Below are 17954 nucleotides of genomic sequence, written 5' to 3' on the forward strand. Positions count from 1 at the left end.
GCAATGGTAAAGAGTTATCGGATCCGACCGCGCCTTTTTACAACTTATATTATTAGCATTCGATTCTAACGCAAGAGTTCCTGGCAGTCCACAACGGGCGCGGCCCGCGTGGCAAGGCGCAAGGGACCTCGCAATTGACATATACTCAGCCTCAATTTCCACCACTTTGCCGCCCACCCATGACCGCACACACGACGCCCCGCCGCTTCGAAGGCTCCGCCAGCTACGTTGCCACCCAGGACCTGAAACTGGCCGTCAATGCCGCCCTCACCTTGCAGCGGCCCCTGCTGATCAAGGGCGAGCCGGGCACCGGCAAGACCATGCTGGCCGAGGAAGTGGCGGCCGCGCTGGGCATGCCGCTGATGCAGTGGCATATCAAGTCGACCACCAAGGCCCAGCAGGGCCTGTACGAATACGACGCCGTCTCGCGCCTGCGCGACTCGCAACTGGGCGACGAGCGCGTGCGCGACATCCACAATTACATCGTCAAGGGCGTGCTGTGGCAGGCATTCACGGCGCCGGCGCCCGTGGTGCTGCTGATCGATGAAATCGACAAGGCCGACATCGAGTTCCCCAACGACCTGTTGCGCGAGCTGGACCGGATGGAATTTTATGTTTATGAAACGCGCGAAATGGTGCAGGCGCTCCACCGCCCGCTGGTGATCATCACCTCGAACAACGAAAAAGAACTGCCGGACGCCTTCCTGCGCCGCTGCTTTTTCCACTACATCAAATTCCCCGACCGCGACACCATGGCGTCCATCGTCAAGGTCCACTATCCGACCCTGAAACAGGACCTGCTGGCGCAGGCCCTGAACAGTTTTTATGAAGTGCGCGACGTGCCCGGCCTGAAGAAAAAGCCGTCGACGTCCGAGTTTCTGGACTGGCTCAAATTGCTGCTGGCCGAAGACATCGGCCCGGAAGCGCTGCGCAGCCAGGACAGCCGCGCGGTGGTGCCGCCCCTGCACGGCGCGCTGCTCAAGAACGAGCAGGATGTGCATTTGTTCGAGCGCCTCGTGCACATGTCGCGCACCAACCGTTAAGCAGGAATGCGCTTGCCATGATCGTTCCCCAAGCGGTGGTTCTCTCTGCCAACGGCGTGCGCCTCGAAGCGCTGGCGCCGCACCATGCCGACGGCCTGCGCGCCGCCGCCAGCGACGGCGCCCTGTGGCAGCTGCGCGTGACCTCGGTGCCCGAGCCCGACCAGGTCGAGGCGTACATCGCCGCGGCCCTGGCCACGCCGAACCGGCTGGCCTTCGCCGTGATCGAGGCGGCCAGCGGCGTCGTGCTGGGCTCGACCAGCTACCACGACATCGTCGAACAGGTCGACCGCCTCGAAATCGGCTGGACCTGGTACGCCCGGCGCGTCCAGCGCAGCCACGTCAACAGCAGCTGCAAGATGCTACTGCTCGGCCACGCCTTCGACACCCTGGGCTGCGCCGTGGTGGGCCTGCGTACCGACAATTTCAATTACGCCTCGCAGCAGGCGATCGAGCGCCTGGGCGCACGCAAGGATGGCGTGCTGCGCCACCATGCCAGGCGGCGCGACGGCAGCGTGCGCGACACCGTGATGTACAGCATCGTGCGCGGCGAATGGCCGGAAATTCAGGCGCAACTGGCCGACCGCCTGCGCCGCCACGGCGGGGAGGCGCCATGCTGATCGATTTTTTCTACACCCTCAAGGACGCCAGGATTCCCGTCACCATCAAGGAATTCCTGACCCTGCTCGAAGCGCTCGACAAGCAGCTGATCGACCAGTCGCTCGACGATTTTTATTTCCTCGCCCGGCTGGTGCTGGTCAAGGACGAAGCCCACTACGACAAGTTCGACCGCGCCTTCGGCCAGTATTTCAAGGGCGTCCACGCCGCCTTCGACAGCAACGGCGCCATCCCGCTCGACTGGCTGCTCAAGCGCATGGAACGCGAACTGACGCCGGAACAGAAGGCGGCGCTGGAAAAATACGGCTACGACAAGCTGATGGACCGCCTCAATGCGCTGCTCAAGGAGCAAAAAGAACGCCACGAGGGCGGCAGCAAGTGGATCGGCACGGGCGGCACTTCGCCGTTCGGCAATGGCGGCAGCAACCCGGAAGGCATCCGCATCGGCGGCGCCGGCGGCAATCGCACAGCCGTCAAGGTGTGGGAGCAGCGCGCCTTCAAGGACTACGACGGCGAGCGCGAACTGGGCACGCGCAACATCAAGGTGGCCCTGCGTCGCCTGCGCAAATTCGCCCGCCAGGGCGCCGAGGAAGAACTGGCGCTCGACGCCACCATCCGCGCCACCGCCAGCAACGCCGGCTACCTCGACATCCGCATGCAGCCCGAGCGCAAGAACAACATCAAGGTGCTCATGCTGTTCGACGTGGGCGGCAGCATGGACGACCATATCGAGCGCACCGAGGAACTGTTTTCGGCGTCGAAGACGGAGTTCAAGAACATGGAGTTCTTCTACTTCCACAACTGCGTCTACGACTTCCTGTGGAAAAACAACCGGCGCCGCAACGCCGAGCGCTTCCCCACCTGGGACGTCCTGCGCAAATACCCGCCCGACACCAAGCTCATTTTCGTCGGCGACGCCACCATGAGCCCGTACGAGGTGCTGCAGGCGGGCGGCTCGGTGGAATACAACAACGAGGAAGCAGGCTCGACCTGGCTGGCGCGTTGTTGCAACGCCTTTCCGAAATTTATCTGGCTCAATCCCGAGCCGGAAGCGAGCTGGCAATACCGGCAGTCGATTGCCGTGATCCGCCAGATCATGCACAACCGGATGTTTCCGATCACCATAGACGGGCTGGAACGGGGCATGCGCCTGCTGAGCAAGTAGGCGATGTCAGCAATTCAAGGCAGCGACATCAGCTTGGTGATGGCCGAATACAAATGGCGGTCCGCCACCGGCTTGTCGAGCACACCGCGCACCCCGGCGGCGCGGGCGCGCCCCGCATCGTAGGGATAATTGCGCGCCAGCAGGAACACCACCGCCGTGCGCGCCGCGCCAGGCAAACCCTTGACGTCGGCGCACAGGCGGTAGGGATCGATGCGCGGCGTCGAGGTATTGATCATCAGCAGCGACACGGCCGTCTCGTCGCACAGGCGCACGGCGGCGCCGGCGCTGTCGGTCCATTCGACGGGCAGGCGGCGCGTACCCACCACCTTGGCCACATGGTCACGAAAGGCGCCGCCCTTGTCGACGATCAGGATCGCCCCCGACGGCGGCGACTGGCGCCGGTTGACGTACTGGTGGTCGGCGCCGGCGGCGCCTTCGCTCAGGTCGATGTCGATGCGGGGCGTGCGGCGCCGCTCGATGCGCACGGGAGACTGGCCGCGCGCGGCCATCTGCGCCAGCGCCTGGGCACGGCGCGCCACCAGTTCGGCCAGCGCCTGGTGCAGGCGCAGCGGATCGGCCGGCCAGTCGAGGCGGGCAAACGGCAGCCGCGGCGTGGCCGGCCCCAGCAGCAGCACCGGCGTCGCCTCGCCCGGATTCAAGCCCGCCAGCAGTCCCAGGGCGGCGCCGTCGTCGCCCTTGACGACGTACAGGTCGGGCTCTTGCAGGCTGTCGTCGAGCAGGCAGTAATAGTGGGGGCCGGCGGCGCTCGACTGCAGCAGCGTCGCGCCAAGGCCGGCGCTGTCGTCCGGCGCGAATCCGATCAAGCGTACGGCATGCGGGTGGCTGGGAGAATGCATGATCCTGCAATCGATGGGGGAAGCGGCAGGCCGACTGGCCGATGCAGTGAATCTAGCGACAAACGCATAGGGTGGCAAGCAATTTATTGCCCGCCAGCCCAGCCCAAGTGTGGCGACGGCGCAACCATCGCGACAAGATTGACGAAGCATTATTTCCAAAACGCCCACCTGCGCCTGTAAACACGGCGCATAAATGGGTAAAATAGGCAGGGGCAAACTACTGTGTTTATATCCAGTATCCGGCACTTGCGCTAGAATGCGCGGGCAATGCTGCCCCGAACAATTCCAACATCATCCGCTTGATCACGCAAACGATCACACCACGACATCGCAATGGCAACCAAAAAACCCGTATCCGACTACAGCGAATCATCGATCCGCGTCCTCAAGGGCCTCGAGCCCGTCAAGCAGCGACCAGGCATGTACACGCGCACGGAAAATCCCCTGCACATCATCCAGGAGGTGATCGATAACGCCTCCGATGAAGCGCTGGGCGGCTACTGCTCGCACATCGCCGTCACCGTCAACGTCGACGGCTCGATCACGGTGGAAGACGACGGCCGCGGCATCCCCGTCGGCCTGCACCCGGAAGAACTGGTGCCCACCGTCGAAATCGTGTTCACCCGCCTGCACGCGGGCGGCAAATTCGACAAGGGTTCGGGCGGCGCCTACGCCTTCTCGGGCGGCCTGCACGGGGTGGGCGTGTCGGTCACCAACGCGCTGTCCTCGCGCCTTGAAATCACCGTGTGGAGGAAGGAACCCGACGGCAACGGCCTGCACCACCTGGTGTTCGCCGACGGCGACGTCATTGAGCCTTTGAGTTCGCGCCCGGCGCCCCGCGACGGCAAAAAATCGGGCACCCGCGTCACCGCCTGGCCCAATCCGAAGTATTTTGATTCGGCCGACATCTCCAGGACCGAGCTGCAACGGCTGCTGCGCTCGAAAGCGGTGCTGCTGCCCGGCGTGACGGTCACCCTCACCACCGCCAAAACGGGCGAAGTGCAAACCTGGAAGTACGACGAAGGCCTGCGCGGCTACCTCAATGAAATGCTGGCGCAAACGTCGAACGGCGAGACCCTCATTCCCGTGTTTGAAGGTGCCCAGTACGCCAACGGCGAAACCGACGGCTTCGCCGAGGGCGAAGGCGCGGCCTGGGTGGTGGCGTGGACCGAAGAAGGCGGCGTGGTGCGTGAATCCTACGTCAACCTGATCCCCACGCCCAACGGCGGCACCCACGAATCGGGGCTGCGCGACGGCCTGTTCGGCGCGGTAAAAAACTTCGTCGAGATGCACTCGCTGCTGCCCAAGGGCGTCAAGCTGCTGCCCGAAGACGTGTTCGCGCGCGTCTCGTTCGTGCTGTCGGCGAAGGTGCTCGATCCCCAGTTCCAGGGCCAGATCAAGGAGCGCCTGAACTCGCGCGACGCGGTGCGCCTGGTGTCGACGTTTTCCAAGCCGCCGCTGGAAGTGTGGCTCAATCACCACGTCGAATACGGCAAGAAGCTGGCCGAACTGGTCATCAAGCAGGCCCAGTCGCGCCTGCGCTCGCTGCAAAAAGTGGAAAAGAAAAAATCGTCCGGCGTGGCCGTCTTGCCGGGCAAGCTGACCGATTGCGAGTCCTCCGACATCAGCCGCAACGAGATTTTCCTGGTCGAGGGCGACTCCGCCGGCGGCTCGGCCAAGATGGGCCGCGACAAGGAATTCCAGGCCATCCTGCCCCTGCGCGGCAAGGTGCTCAATTCCTGGGAAACCGACCGTGACCGCCTGTTCGCCAACAACGAGATCCACGATATCTCGGTGGCCATCGGCGTCGATCCGCACGCCTACGGCGACTCGCCCGACCTGTCGAGCCTGCGTTACGGAAAAATCTGCATCCTCTCCGACGCCGACGTCGACGGCTCGCACATCCAGGTGCTGCTGCTCACGCTGTTCTTCAAGCACTTCCCCGCCCTGTTCGACAAGGGCCACATCTGCATCGCCCGCCCGCCCCTGTTCCGCGTCGACGCGCCCGCGCGCGGCAAGAAGCCGATCCAGAAGATGTACGCGCTCGACGCGGGCGAACTGGTGGCGATCGAGGACAAGCTGCGCAAGGACGGCGTCAAGGAAGGCGCCTGGGGCATCTCGCGCTTCAAGGGCCTGGGCGAGATGAATGCCGAGCAGCTGTGGGAAACCACCATGAACCCGGACACCCGCCGCCTGCTGCCCGTCAAGCTGGGCGACTTCAGCCAGGCCGATGCCGCGTCGCGCTTTAATATGTTGATGGGCAAAGGCGAAGCCGCCGCCCGCCGCGCGTGGATCGAAGAGCACGGCAACGAGACCGAAGCCGACATCTGATTACTTGGGAGGGCCCGCGCCCTCCCCGACCGAATACGAATTTGCCCACCCCTATGTCCACACAATCGTCCCTGCAAGCCACCCTGTTCGACCCCGCCGACCCTGCCGCGCCGGGCCAGCCGCCCGCGCCGCCAGCACCACCGACGCCGCCGGCACCGCCGGCGCCGCCCGGCGACGACGACGCCCTCACCCTGTCCACCTTCGCCGAGCGCGCCTACCTCGACTACGCCGTCTCGGTCGTCAAGGGACGCGCCCTGCCCGACGTCACCGACGGCCAGAAGCCGGTGCAGCGGCGCATCCTGTTCGCCATGAATGAACTGGGCCTGGGCCCCACCGCAAAGCCGCGAAAATCGGCAGCCGTGGTGGGCGACGTGCTGGGCAAGCTGCACCCGCACGGCGACCAGTCGGTGTACGACGCGCTGGTGCGGATGGCGCAGGATTTTTCGCTGCGCTATCCGCTGATCGACGGCCAGGGCAATTTCGGCTCGCGCGACGGCGACGGCGCCGCCGCCATGCGCTACACGGAAGCGCGCCTGACGCCCATCGCCAAGCTGCTCATGGATGAAATCGACCAGGGCACGGTCGACTTTCAACCGAACTACGACGGCTCGACGACGGAACCGAAAACCCTGCCGGCGCGCCTGCCGATGGTGCTGCTCAATGGCGCCTCCGGCATCGCCGTCGGCCTGGCCACGGAAATCCCGTCGCACAATCTGGCGGAAGTGGCGCAGGCGGCGGTGGCGATGATCAAGAATCCGAAGATCACCCACGCCGAACTGATGGCCATCATCCCCGGACCGGACTTCCCCGGCGGCGGCCAGATCATCACCCCGCCCGCGCAGATCGCCGACATGTATGCGAACGGCCGCGGCAGCATGAAAGTACGGGCACGCTGGAAGATCGAAGAGCTGGCGCGCGGCCAGTGGCAGGCGGTGGTCACCGAACTGCCGCCGGGGGTGTCCTCGCAAAAGGTGCTCGAAGAAATCGAGGAACTCACCAATCCCAAGGTCAAGCTGGGCAAGAAGGCCCTCTCGCCCGAGCAGACCACGCTGAAACAGACCCTGCTCGGCTCGCTCGACGCCATCCGCGACGAGTCCGGCCGCGAGGCGGCCGTGCGGCTGGTGTTCGAGCCCAAGTCGAAAAACCAGGACCAGACCGAATTCATGCTGATGCTGCTGGCGCACACCTCGCTCGAATCGTCCAATTCGATCAACCTGGTGATGATCGGCATCGATGGCCGCCCCCGCCAGAAGGGCTTGTCGAGCATTTTGCAGGAGTGGGTCGAGTACCGTTTCATCACGCTGCGCCGGCGCACCGTATTCAGGCTGGCCAAGGTCGACGACCGCATCCACATCCTCGAAGGGCGCGAAGCGGTCCTGCTCAATATCGACAAGGTAATCGCCATCATCCGCAATGCGGACGAGCCCAAGCAGGCGCTGATCGCCGAGTTCCGCCTGTCCGAGCGCCAGGCCGACGACATTCTCGAAATCCGCCTGCGCCAGCTGGCGCGCCTGGAAACCATCAAGATCGAGCAGGAGCTGGCGGCGCTGCGCAAGGAACGCGCGGGTCTGCTCGATATCCTCGACAACCCGGCCACCATGAAGCGCCTGATCATCCGCGAGATCGAGCTCGATGCCAAGACCTTCGGCGACCCGCGCCGCACCCTGATCGAGGAAGCGCAGAAGGCCGTCGCCGAACAGAAAATCGTCGACGAGCCGGTGACGGTGATCGTCTCCGAGAAGGGCTGGGTGCGCGCGCGCACCGGCGTCGGCCACGACGCCGCCCTGTTCACCTTCAAAGCGGGCGACGCCATGTACAGCGCGTTCGAATGCCGCACCGTTGACACCCTGCTCGCCTTCGGCGACAACGGCAAGGTGTACTCGGTGCCGGTGGCGGCGCTGCCGGGCGCGCGCGGCGACGGTGTGCCGGTGACCACCCTGGTCGACCTGGCCGGCGGCGCCCGCATCCTCCACTATTTTGCCGGTCCCGCCGCGACCGCGCTGGTGCTGGCCACCTCGAACGGCTACGGTTTCGTCACCCGCGCGGGCGACATGGTCAGCCGCCTGAAAGGGGGCAAGGCCTTCATCACCGTCGACGACGGCGCGGCCCTGCTGGCGCCGCGCGTGGTGCCGGACAACGCCGGCGCGCTGGCCTGCCTGTCGGAGAAGGGCCGCGTGCTGGTGTTCGGCATGGATGAAATGAAGTCGCTCACCAATGGCGGGCGCGGTGTCATCCTGATGGAACTCGAGCCGAAAGAAAAACTGCTGGCGGTGCAGCCGATCAACCAGCGCGGCGTCAACGTCATCGGTACCTGGGCGGGCGCCAAGCCAAGAACGGTCGAACTGTTCGCCAGCGGCCTGGAACCCCACTTCGGCAAGCGGGCCAGGAAAGGCAAGGCGCTGGTGCAGAAGGTCAAGGCGATGACGCTGGCGATGCGCACCACCGACTAACACAAGGGGCACCCGCGAGCGGGTGCCGTATAAAAAAAGGGGGCTGGCACCTTGCGGTGCCAGCCCCCTTTTAACGTCTGCAGGTAATGAATTACTTGGCAGCGTCTTTTTTCACGTCAGCGACAGCTTCAGCTTTCTTTTCGGTCGTTTTTGCGTGAGCAACAGCTTTGTCTTTCTTGGCTTCAGCAGCGACTTTTTCTACTTTGGAATCGGCCTTGGCAGCGACTTTATCGGCTTTCACGTCGGCCTTGACCATTTTTTCTTCCGACTTGGCAGCGACTTTCATTTTGTCTTCTGGATCGGCCTTGGCGACGTCGGCAGCAGCGTCCGCTTTTTTGTCAGCAGCTTTAGCGTTGGCTTTGGCTTTCTTTTCGGTGGCTTTGACAGCGGCTTTCTGCACTTTTTCGTCCGCTTTGGCGTCGGTCTTGGCTTCGGCGACTTCAGCTTTCACGATTTTCTTGTCGGCTTTGACTTCAGCCTTGGTGGCCACTGGTGCGACGACTGGCGCCGGGGTCTGGGCGTACACGGAGGTGGCGAACAAACCGGCGATCAGGGCAGCGAGTACTTTATTCATGGTAATTCCTTTAATGATGAGTGGAGAGGACTTATTGGGGACGTTACGGGCCAAGCCTTCCCAGGCGTGAGTCCTATCGTCTTCTTTCATTCTCGATCTAAACTTTCGTCTAGGAACGAAGCCAGAATATGACGTAATAACAATAGGGTCTGTACGCTACCGTACACTTCATGGCCCCGCTGTTACACCATAAACGGGTGCCCTCAATCAATGGTTGACAGGAACTGTAAAGATTTTTAATTATTCGCCAGCGCCCACAGCCCCCCTCAGGGCCGCGGGGCGTACAGGTCGATGATGGTGCCGATCGCGCTTTGACACACTTCACAAAATGCCTCGCTGCGGTCGAACATGATGCATTGCATCTGCGGCCTGAAATAGCCGCTGGCCTGGTAGTTCGCCCCTTCGAACGCGCCCACCGTGTGGCGCTGGGCGGCGCCGGCGAACAGGGCGTTCGAACGGGCCAGGTCTTCCTTGAACAGGGCGCTCATGTCCGTCTCCGGCCGGTTGGCGGCGCGCAGGGCGGCACGCCTGGCCTGGTAGGCGCGCGAGGCGGTTTCGTAGTCGGCTTTCGGCCATGCCGTCGGCAAGGCGGTGCCCGGCTTGACGAACTGGCGCCACTTCAGCTTTGCCGGATCGCCCAGGGCCGTCACGTTCGGCTCCCATGGCTCGGGGCGGCCGGCGCCGGCCTGGTAGGCCACGGGCGAGGTGTAGTACTCGTCGGCCAGACCAGCGAAGTGGTGGCCGAATTCGTGGACGAACAGGTAGTTGGCCCAGTCGTTGCTGGCGGCGGCGGTGGAAAACTGGCCGAAGATGCCGCCGCCGCCGTAGGTGTCGTTGTTGACCAGGATTTCGATGAACTCGTAGGGGGCGTGCTGGGCGATGTCGCGCAGGGCGCGGTTGTCGAGCGTGAGCACATAGCGCTCGCTGCCGAAGATGTCGTAGCGGGCGCCCAGCCGGCTCGCATGGTGCACGCCGGTGGATGGCCGCGACACGCCCGACTGCCCGGTCGGTACCGCCATCGCCCACACATTGAAGTCGGCCGCGCGCTCCTTGAACGGCGACACCGTGAACAGGTGCGCGGCCAGACGGCGCGCGTCGGCCTCGAATTTTTTCATCTCCTGCGCCGTGTAGCCGTCGCCGATCACCAGCAGATCGACCTTGTCGGCCGACGCGCCGCTGACGTGGATGGGCAGCACGGGCGCGGGCGCCGGTTCCTGCTGCTTGACGACCTCGGGCGCGTCGGCGTCCACCTCGACGCTCCACACGACGGAAAACAGGCTGCGCTCATCGCGCTGCAGGATGCGCACCCTGACCGGTTTGCCCTGGGCCGGAAAGCGCACCGACTCGTGAAAGCCGCGGCTGGTTTTTTGCGCCTCCTGCGTGCTTTTCCATTCGCCGAAGATGGTGGAAAAGCCCCGCGAGTACAGCACCTGGCCGGTGCCGGGGTCGACCACTTCGACGCGGTGGGTGCCGCGGTCGGTGTCGTCGAGATTGCGCGACAGTGCGCCCGGCCACGGCAAGGGCTCGATCAGCACGCGTTCGATGGCGTAGCTGTCAGCGAGCGCGTTGCCGCTGTGGAGATAGTCGAGGCGGATGGTGGCCGGTGCGGCAGCCACGGTGATGGCGGGGGCGGCCAGCAGCGCGCTGGCGGCCAGCGCAAACAAATGGGAACGGAACATGGCGGCTAGGGGGAAACGGCGCGGCGGGGCGCAAGGCCCCGAGTCTAGCAGGCCTGCGCGCTCCTGGAACTTACTCGCTGCCGCGCAGCTGCGGCGGCGTGTTCAGGCTGGGGCGCTCGCTCTGGTACTGGTACAGGGGCAGGCGGATCTGGATCGGCCGGATGTCCATGCGCAGGTTGTAGATCGAATAGGCTTCCGAGGCGGCCGACATGTAGCCGATGCTGTCGCGGACGCGGCTGAAGCGAAACTCGAAGCCCAGGTCCGGCTGCGCGCTGCGCGGGCTGCCCAGCGTGATGCCGATGGCGTCGGGCTGGTCGCTGTCGATCAGTTTGCCCATCAGGTCCACCACGGTGGTGTTGCCCAGGATGTCGGCGGCGAACAGGGGTTCCCGATAATACGGCTTGGCGGGATCGAGCTTGCCTTCGGCCTTGTCCTGGGCGGGAAAAAATTCGCCGCTGGCGATATTGAAACGGTCGCCCGCATCGAGGTAGCTCACGCGCGCGTTCGACAGGTTGAACGCGCCCGGCTCGGTGCTGGCCTCGTGCAGATCGATCAGCAGGGCGCCCTTGTAGCCGATCACTTCGACGTCGCGATTGGAGGTCACCACCATCGCCGTATTTTCATCGATGCCCAGGCCCAGCTTGTAGCCCTTCTTGAGCATTGCCGGCAGCATGCGGGCGAAGCGTCCCCGCACCAGCAGGTGCTGGTCGACGAAGACGTCGTCGCCGATGAAGCCCAGGCCGGGGGAAATCTCGTGACCCTCGGCGACGCCGTGCTTGAGCGTGCCCAGCACGGTGCGCGGTTCGTCGAACATGGTGCTGCTCATGATGGCCGCGCCGGCACTCGAGCCGGCGATGACGCCGCCCTTGCGGTACATGTCCCAGATGGCATCGAGCACCAGCGAATTGCTGCCGTCGGGGCGGCGCAGCGAGCGCGTGATGCGGGCCTGGTCGCCGCCAGCAAAATACACGCCGCCCGCCTTGCGCACGGCCGCCGCCAGTTCCGGATCGTCCGCCGCGGCCAGGTAGTCGGAGCCGGCCAGGCGCACGGCGACGGGAATGAAAAAGGCGTCGGCGCCGTACTGGTTGAGCAACTCGACGTTGAACTTGGCGGTCGCTTCCGGGCTGGCCGAAGCGGAGGCGAACACGGCGATGCGGGCGCTCTCGCCGCCGGCCAGGCGCACGATGCGCTCCCAGACGGTGGCATTGTCGGAGCGCAGGGCGCCGCCGACGATCACCAGCGAGCCCTTGGGGCCGTTGGGGACGGTCTTGCCGGAAGGCAGGGAGGTGCTCTTGGCCCCCACCCCGCTGCCGGAGATGGTGACCACGGCCGAGATGCCTTCAGCCGGCGCCGGCGGCACCGGCGCGCCTGGCGCCGGCGGTTCGCCCTGCACGGCGGCGCTCAATGGCACGGCCGGCACGATCACGGGCGCCACTTTCTCAGGTACCACCTTCTCAGGCACCACCTTCTCAGGCACAACCTTAGCGGGCACCACCTTCTCGGGCGCCACCTTCGCCGGGACTGACGCCGGCACGAGCGGATCGACGGCCGCCGCCGCCGGCATGCCCACCAGAGCGCCGACCAGGGCGCCCAGGGCAACGGCAAGGCGGATCAAACTTGTCGACATCGGGCTTCCTTCAAAAAAAAGGGTGAGCTTCTTCGCTCACCCGACGGGTCCCGTCTGTACACAGCCGCGCTGCATGTGCGCGCAGGCCGAAAAAGGGACCACGGGTGTCCTGGGCTGCGGCGCCTGGGCTGCGCGCCGGCCCGCATGACGGGGTTCAGAGCCTCACTCTGCGGGTCATCGCCTTATTCTGCCATCATACACATTGTCATTCGTTTACGCCGGTACAGGCTGAACTGAAGCTTAACCGCAAGGACAATAGCAGATTTGCCCTGTCACAACTGTTTCGTTCGCCAGGAAGAATATGTGGGTTGTCGCCTGAGTAACAGGTATGCCACACTATCCCTTCTATTTGCCTTGGCTCGCCCACCATGCATGCACAACGTCATCCCATTTCGCTGCCCGAGAGCGGCGGCAACTTCCAACTGAGCAGTTTTCACTTCGGTACGCCCGGCCGTGGCAAGAAAGTGTATATCCAGGCGGCCCTGCACGCCGATGAGATTCCCGGCATGCTGGTGTCGCAATTTTTGCGCACTGCCCTGCTGGCGGCCGAAGCCGACGGCAGCCTGGTGGGCGAAGTGGTGCTGGTGCCGGCCGCCAATCCGCTGGGCCTGGCGCAAGCGATCCACGGTGCGCCGTTCGGCCGCTTCGACCTGTCGACCGGCACCAACTTCAACCGCGCCTACAAGCACGTGGCCGGAGACCTGAAAGTTTCGCTGGCCGGCAAGCTGGGAGCCGACGAAGGCGCCAATGTGGCGCTGGTGCGCGAACACGCGCGGGCGTCGGTGGCCAGCTGGCAGCCATCGACGGATGCCGAGTCGCTGAAAAAAATCCTGCTGGGCCTGGCCATCGACGCTGATATCGTCCTCGACTTACACTGCGACAACGAAGCGGTCATTCATATCTATACGGGCACGCCGCTGGCCGACGCCATCGCCCCGCTGGCATCGCTGTTGGGCGCGCACGCGGTGCTGCTGGCGCTGGAGGCGGGTGAAGAACCGTTCGACGAGGCCTGCAGCCGCCTGTGGTGGGACCTGGCCGCGTATTTCGGGCCGGCCACGCCGATTCCCATGGCTTGCCTGTCGAGCACGGTGGAGCTGCGCGGCGAGATGGATGTCAGCTACGCGCTGGCGCAACAGGACGCCAGCGCCCTGCTGGCCTTCCTCGCCCACAGCGGCGTGATCGCCGCGCCCCCCCCGCCGCTGCCCGTGCCCCTGTGCGCACCGACCCCGCTGGAAGGGGTGGCGCCGCTGGTGGCGCCGCACGCGGGCGTGCTGGTGTTCCTGCAGCCGCTGGGCGCGCGCCTGGCGGCGGGCGACGCCGTGGCCGACCTGATCGATCCCGTCAGCGGCGCCACCACCACCGTTCACGCCAGCGTGCCGGGGGTGTTTTTTGCCCGCACCGCCCACCGCCACCTGCTGCGCGGCATGGCGATCGGCAAAATCGCCGGCGCCACCGCCTTCCGCGCCGGCAAGCTCCTCAGCCAATAAAATCCCTTCGCCAGTAAAGACCAAACCGATGCGCCTGCGCCTGCCCAACACCTTCATCTTGTTGTTCGCCATCCTGGCCATGATCGCCCTGGCCTCCTGGCTGGTGCCGGGCGGCCAGTACGATACCCACCTGGTCGATGGCCGCCAGCTGATCGACCCGGCCAGCTTCCATTACATCGCCAGCAAGCCGCAGGGCCCGGTGGCGCTGATGATGGCGCCCATCAAGGGCTTCGTCGAGGCGGCGCTGATCATCGGCTTCGTGCTGATCGTCGGCGGCGCCTTCGCCGTGCTGCAAAAAACCGCCGCCGTCGACGCCATGATCGGCGCCGTGGTGCGCGCCCACAGCCGCTCGCCGCTGGTGCGCGCCGCCGTCATCCCCGTCTTCATCACCCTGTTTTCGCTGGGCGGGGCCACCTTCGGCATGGCCGAGGAAGCCATTCCCTTCATTCTCATCTTCGTGCCGCTGGCGCTGGCGCTGGGCTACGATTCGATCGTCGGCGTCTCGATTCCCTTCGTCGGCTCGCAGGTGGGCTTCGCCGCCGCCTTCATCAACCCCTTCAATGTGGGCGTCGCCCAGGGCATCGCCGGCATCCCCCTGTTTTCCGGCATGGGCTACCGCCTGATCGTGTGGGCCGTCGCCACCGCCGTGACGGTGCTGTTCATGATGTGGTACGCGGCCCGCATCAAGCGCCATCCCCAGTCGAGCCCCACCTGGGCGCTGGACCAGGAAAAGCGCAAGGAAAGCGTGCCCGGCGGCGTCGAACTGGTCGCCATGAGCGGCCGCCACGGCGCCGTGCTGGCGCTGTTCGCCGCCAGTTTGGGCGTGATGGTGCTGGGGGTGGTGCGCTACCAGTGGTATATCGAAGAAATCGGCGCGCTGTTCCTGACCATGGCGATCCTGATCGGTATCGTCGGCCGGCTCAATGCCGACACCTTCGTGGCCGCCTTCCTGCAAGGGGCGCGCGACCTGGTCACCACCGCGCTGGTGATCGCGCTGGCACGGGGCACGGTGATCCTGGCGCGCGACGCCCACATCATCGACACCATGCTGCACGCGCTCACGCCGCTGGTGCAGTCGGCCTCACCCATCATCGCCGCCCAGAAGATGTTCGTGATCCAGTCGGTGATCAATTTCTTCATCCACTCGGGCACGGGTCAGGCCGCGCTCACCATGCCCATCATGGCGCCGCTGGCGGACCTGGTGGGCGTGAGCCGGCAAACGGCCGTGCTGGCGTTCCAGCTGGGCGAATTGAGCACGCCGATGATTCCCACCTCGGGCATCACGGTGGGCGTGCTGGCGCTGGCGCGGATTCCCTGGCTGACCTGGGCGCGCTGGATGGTGCCGCTGCAGCTTATTTACCTGGTGATGGCGCTGGCGCTACTGGCGCCGCCCGTGCTGATGCACTGGCAGTGAGGCGAGCACCGCGCTCAAGACAAATAAATATTCGGGAAATAGCGCTCCATCAGCGTGTCCGGGCGCTGGGGGGCGCCGAAGCCGAATTTTTCGTACAGGCCGGCCGCGCCGCTGGTGGCCAGCGTCAGGCGGCGCAGGCCCTGCAAGCTGGGGTGGGCGAGGACGGCGGTGAGCAGCTCGGCGGCGTATCCGTGGCCGCGGTACTCGGGCAGCACGAACATGTCGACGAGGTTCCCGAAGGTGGCGAAGTCGGTGACGACGCGGGCAAACGCCACCTGGCGCCCGTCGATATAGCCGCCGAAACACAGGGAGTTTTCGATGGCCCGCTCGACCACCCTGCGCGGGATGCCCACGGCCCAGCTCGACTGTTCGCTGAGAAACCGGTAAATCATGGGGACGTCGAGTTCCGTCCGGTCGGTGCTGATCTTCAAACTGGTCATACGCTTCCATCCCGTAAGACTGCAAAAATTGAATTCTACAGAGTTTGCCGCCGTGAAGAGCAGACTCGAGCAAATGATTTTGCGCGATTTTTTTGCCACCGCCGGGGCTGGCGCGCCCGCCAGCGGCGCGCGCCGACGGCCAAAACTGGCCTGCCACGCCCCCGCTTGTTTATAATTAGAGCAAGGCAGCAACCACTCCGGCGCGAATGCGGCACCACACGCGCCGCCGTCACGCATTTCAAAACCGCATTCAGCAGGCACCTCACATGACAGAACAATTTTCCAACAAGGGCGAAGCCTGGTCGGCACGCTTTTCCGAACCCGTCTCCGAACTGGTCAAACGCTACACCGCCTCGGTGTTCTTTGACAAGCGGCTGGCCCTGTTCGACATCGAGGGCTCGCTGGCCCACGCCGAGATGCTCGCCGCGCAAGGGATCATCAGCGCCGACGACCGCGCCGCCATCGACGGCGGCATGGCCACCATCCGGGCCGAAATCGAGGCCGGCACCTTCACCTGGCTGCTCGACCTGGAAGACGTGCACCTGAATATCGAAAAGCGCCTGACCGAACTGGTGGGCGACGCCGGCAAGCGCCTGCACACGGGGCGTTCGCGCAACGACCAGGTCGCCACCGACATCCGCCTGTACGTGCGCGCCGCCATCGACGACATCGTGGCGCTGCTGCAGGCCCTGCGCGGCGCGCTGACGGACCTGGCCGAGCAGCACGCCGACGTCATCCTGCCCGGCTTTACCCACATGCAGGTGGCCCAGCCCATCACCTTCGGCCACCACATGCTGGCGTATGTCGAAATGTTCGGCCGCGACGTCGAGCGCATGCAGGACACCCGCAAGCGCGTCAACCGCCTGCCGCTGGGCGCGGCCGCGCTGGCCGGTACCACCTTCCCCATCGACCGCCTGCGCGTGGCGAACACGCTGGGCTTTGACGACGTCTGCCACAACTCGCTCGACGCCGTCTCGGACCGCGATTTCGCCATCGAGTTCTGCGCCGCCTCCTCGGTGCTGATGATGCACGTGTCGCGCATGGCCGAAGAACTGATCATCTGGATGAGCCCCCGCGTGGGCTTCATCGACATCGCCGACCGCTTCTGCACGGGCTCGTCGATCATGCCGCAAAAGAAAAATCCCGACGTGCCGGAACTGGCGCGCGGTAAAACCGGCCGCGTCTACGGCCACCTGGTGGGCCTGCTGACCCTGATGAAAGGCCAGCCGCTGGCCTACAACAAGGACAACCAGGAAGACAAGGAACCGCTGTTCGACACCGTCGACACCGTCACCGACACCTTGCGCATCTTCGCCGACATGGCCGGCGGCATCACCGTCAAAGCGGCCAATATGCGCGCCGCCGCCCTGCAAGGCTACGCCACCGCCACCGACCTGGCCGACTACCTGGTCAAGCGCGGCTTGCCGTTCCGCGACGCCCACGAAGCGGTGGCGCGCGCCGTGCGCGCCTGCGACGCCAGCGGGCTCGACCTGTCGGAAATGACGCTCGAGGACCTGCAGGCGTTCTCGCCCCTGATCGGCGCGGACGTGTTTGCCGTGCTCACGCTCGAAGGCTCGGTGGCCGCGCGCGACCACGTGGGCGGCACCGCGCCGCGCCAGGTGCGCGCGGCGATCGCCCGCGTGCGCAGCCAGTTGCCCCGCTAACGACCGACGGAGCCGCCATGTTCATCGCCTTCTCGCGCGCAATCGATCTGCTCAATGAAAAAATTGCCGGCGCCGTCAGCTGGGCCTTGCTGCTGGCGGTGATCATCTGCGCCGTCAACGCGCTGGTGCGCTACACCTTCAAGATGAGCTCGAATGCCTGGCTGGAAATCCAGTGGTACCTGTTCGCCGCCGTCTTCATGCTCGCCAGCGCCTACACCCTGCGCCGCGACGAGCACGTGCGCATCGACGTCATCACCAGCCATTTCAGCAAGCGCACCCAGGTGTGGATCGACCTGGCCGGCTATGCCCTGTTCCTGCTGCCCGTGTGCCTGCTGATTTTTTACTATGGCATCGCGTTCTTCCGCTATTCGCTGCTGACGGGCGAGAGCTCGAGCAGCGCGGGCGGGCTGATCGTCTGGCCCGCCAAGCTGCTGGTGCCGCTGGGCTTTTTCCTGCTGACCTTGCAAGGCGTCTCGGAAATCATCAAGCGCATCGCCTTCCTGGCCGGCCGCAGCGACGGCAGCGACTTTGCCAAGCTCAGCACCACGCCGCAGGACGAAATTGCCGCCATCAAGGCGGCCAACCAGATCAAGTAATCATCGGCAGCA

Annotated in this window: 15 protein-coding genes; 10 read left to right on the plus strand and 5 right to left on the minus strand. The window is 65.1% G+C overall.

Annotation, left to right across the window (positions count from 1 at the left end; translation table 11 throughout):
• Positions 1-179 precede the first annotated feature (179 nt).
• Genes ACP7EY_RS00530 through ACP7EY_RS00540 form a run of 3 tightly spaced genes read left to right on the plus strand, consistent with a single transcriptional unit; the run spans position 180 to position 2823 of the window.
• Positions 180-1043 (plus strand): AAA family ATPase, encoded by an 864-nt coding sequence (locus tag ACP7EY_RS00530; protein WP_426189364.1) that lies wholly within the window; start codon positions 180-182, stop codon positions 1041-1043.
• A 17-nt stretch (positions 1044-1060) separates the two neighbouring features.
• Entirely contained in the window at positions 1061-1660 is a 600-nt protein-coding gene (locus ACP7EY_RS00535; RefSeq protein ID WP_426189366.1) for a GNAT family N-acetyltransferase, read from the plus strand.
• Positions 1654-2823 carry a vWA domain-containing protein gene (locus ACP7EY_RS00540; protein ID WP_426189368.1) on the plus strand — a complete coding sequence of 390 codons (1170 nt, stop codon included), beginning with the start codon at positions 1654-1656 and terminating at the stop codon, positions 2821-2823. The genes ACP7EY_RS00535 and ACP7EY_RS00540 overlap by 7 nt, the downstream gene beginning before the upstream one ends.
• Positions 2824-2837: 14 nt before the next feature.
• On the opposite strand, the gene ACP7EY_RS00545 is transcribed toward ACP7EY_RS00540, so the two are convergent.
• The gene (locus ACP7EY_RS00545; protein WP_426189370.1) at positions 2838-3680 is read right to left on the minus strand and encodes a response regulator; all 843 of its coding nucleotides are present in this window, start codon (positions 3678-3680) and stop codon (positions 2838-2840) included.
• 333 nt (positions 3681-4013) lie between these two features.
• On the opposite strand from ACP7EY_RS00545, the gene ACP7EY_RS00550 reads away from it, so the two are divergent.
• Together ACP7EY_RS00550 and parC are read left to right on the plus strand one after the other, a co-directional pair.
• A complete protein-coding gene (locus ACP7EY_RS00550; protein WP_426189372.1) occupies positions 4014-6011 on the plus strand; it encodes a DNA topoisomerase IV subunit B in 1998 nt (665 codons plus the stop codon).
• 53 nt (positions 6012-6064) lie between these two features.
• Complete coding sequence (gene parC, locus ACP7EY_RS00555; RefSeq protein WP_426189374.1) at positions 6065-8461, plus strand: DNA topoisomerase IV subunit A; 2397 nt, start codon at positions 6065-6067, stop codon at positions 8459-8461.
• 91 nt (positions 8462-8552) lie between these two features.
• Here parC and ACP7EY_RS00560 read toward each other — a convergent pair whose 3' ends face one another.
• The 3 genes from ACP7EY_RS00560 to ACP7EY_RS00570 form a co-directional block, all read right to left on the minus strand.
• Positions 8553-9035, minus strand: a complete 483-nt coding sequence (locus tag ACP7EY_RS00560; protein WP_426189376.1) for a hypothetical protein — start codon at positions 9033-9035, stop codon at positions 8553-8555.
• Positions 9036-9301: 266 nt separating this feature from the next.
• Positions 9302-10714, minus strand: a complete 1413-nt coding sequence (locus tag ACP7EY_RS00565) for a M64 family metallopeptidase (protein WP_426189378.1) — start codon at positions 10712-10714, stop codon at positions 9302-9304.
• Between the two features lie 70 nt (positions 10715-10784).
• A complete protein-coding gene (locus tag ACP7EY_RS00570) occupies positions 10785-12164 on the minus strand; it encodes a cyanophycinase (RefSeq protein WP_426189380.1) in 1380 nt (459 codons plus the stop codon).
• Between ACP7EY_RS00570 and ACP7EY_RS00575 the strand changes: the two genes are divergently transcribed.
• From ACP7EY_RS00575 to ACP7EY_RS00585, 3 genes are all read left to right on the plus strand, one after another.
• Positions 12049-12489 carry a pentapeptide repeat-containing protein gene (locus ACP7EY_RS00575; protein ID WP_426189382.1) on the plus strand — a complete coding sequence of 147 codons (441 nt, stop codon included), beginning with the start codon at positions 12049-12051 and terminating at the stop codon, positions 12487-12489. The two genes, ACP7EY_RS00570 and ACP7EY_RS00575, sit on opposite strands and share 116 nt — an antisense overlap.
• Positions 12490-12709: 220 nt before the next feature.
• Positions 12710-13828 (plus strand): succinylglutamate desuccinylase/aspartoacylase family protein, encoded by a 1119-nt coding sequence (locus ACP7EY_RS00580; protein WP_426189384.1) that lies wholly within the window; start codon positions 12710-12712, stop codon positions 13826-13828.
• Between the two features lie 28 nt (positions 13829-13856).
• On the plus strand, positions 13857-15242 hold the full coding sequence (locus ACP7EY_RS00585) for a YfcC family protein (RefSeq protein WP_426189386.1): 1386 nt from the start codon (positions 13857-13859) through the stop codon (positions 15240-15242).
• A gap of 14 nt (positions 15243-15256) precedes the next feature.
• Here the strand turns inward: ACP7EY_RS00585 and ACP7EY_RS00590 are convergent, their stop codons facing one another.
• Entirely contained in the window at positions 15257-15682 is a 426-nt protein-coding gene (locus ACP7EY_RS00590; protein WP_426189388.1) for a GNAT family N-acetyltransferase, read from the minus strand.
• 266 nt (positions 15683-15948) lie between these two features.
• Here ACP7EY_RS00590 and argH point away from each other — a divergent pair, with 266 nt between their 5' ends.
• Together argH and ACP7EY_RS00600 are read left to right on the plus strand one after the other, a co-directional pair.
• Entirely contained in the window at positions 15949-17346 is a 1398-nt protein-coding gene (gene argH / locus ACP7EY_RS00595) for an argininosuccinate lyase (protein ID WP_426189390.1), read from the plus strand.
• Between the two features lie 17 nt (positions 17347-17363).
• Entirely contained in the window at positions 17364-17942 is a 579-nt protein-coding gene (locus ACP7EY_RS00600) for a TRAP transporter small permease subunit (RefSeq protein ID WP_426189392.1), read from the plus strand.
• The last annotated feature ends 12 nt before the right edge of the window (positions 17943-17954 follow it).

Source organism: Massilia sp. DWR3-1-1, assembly GCF_049898325.1.
In the GTDB taxonomy this organism is placed as follows: Bacteria; Pseudomonadota; Gammaproteobacteria; order Burkholderiales; family Burkholderiaceae_D; genus JAFCUW01.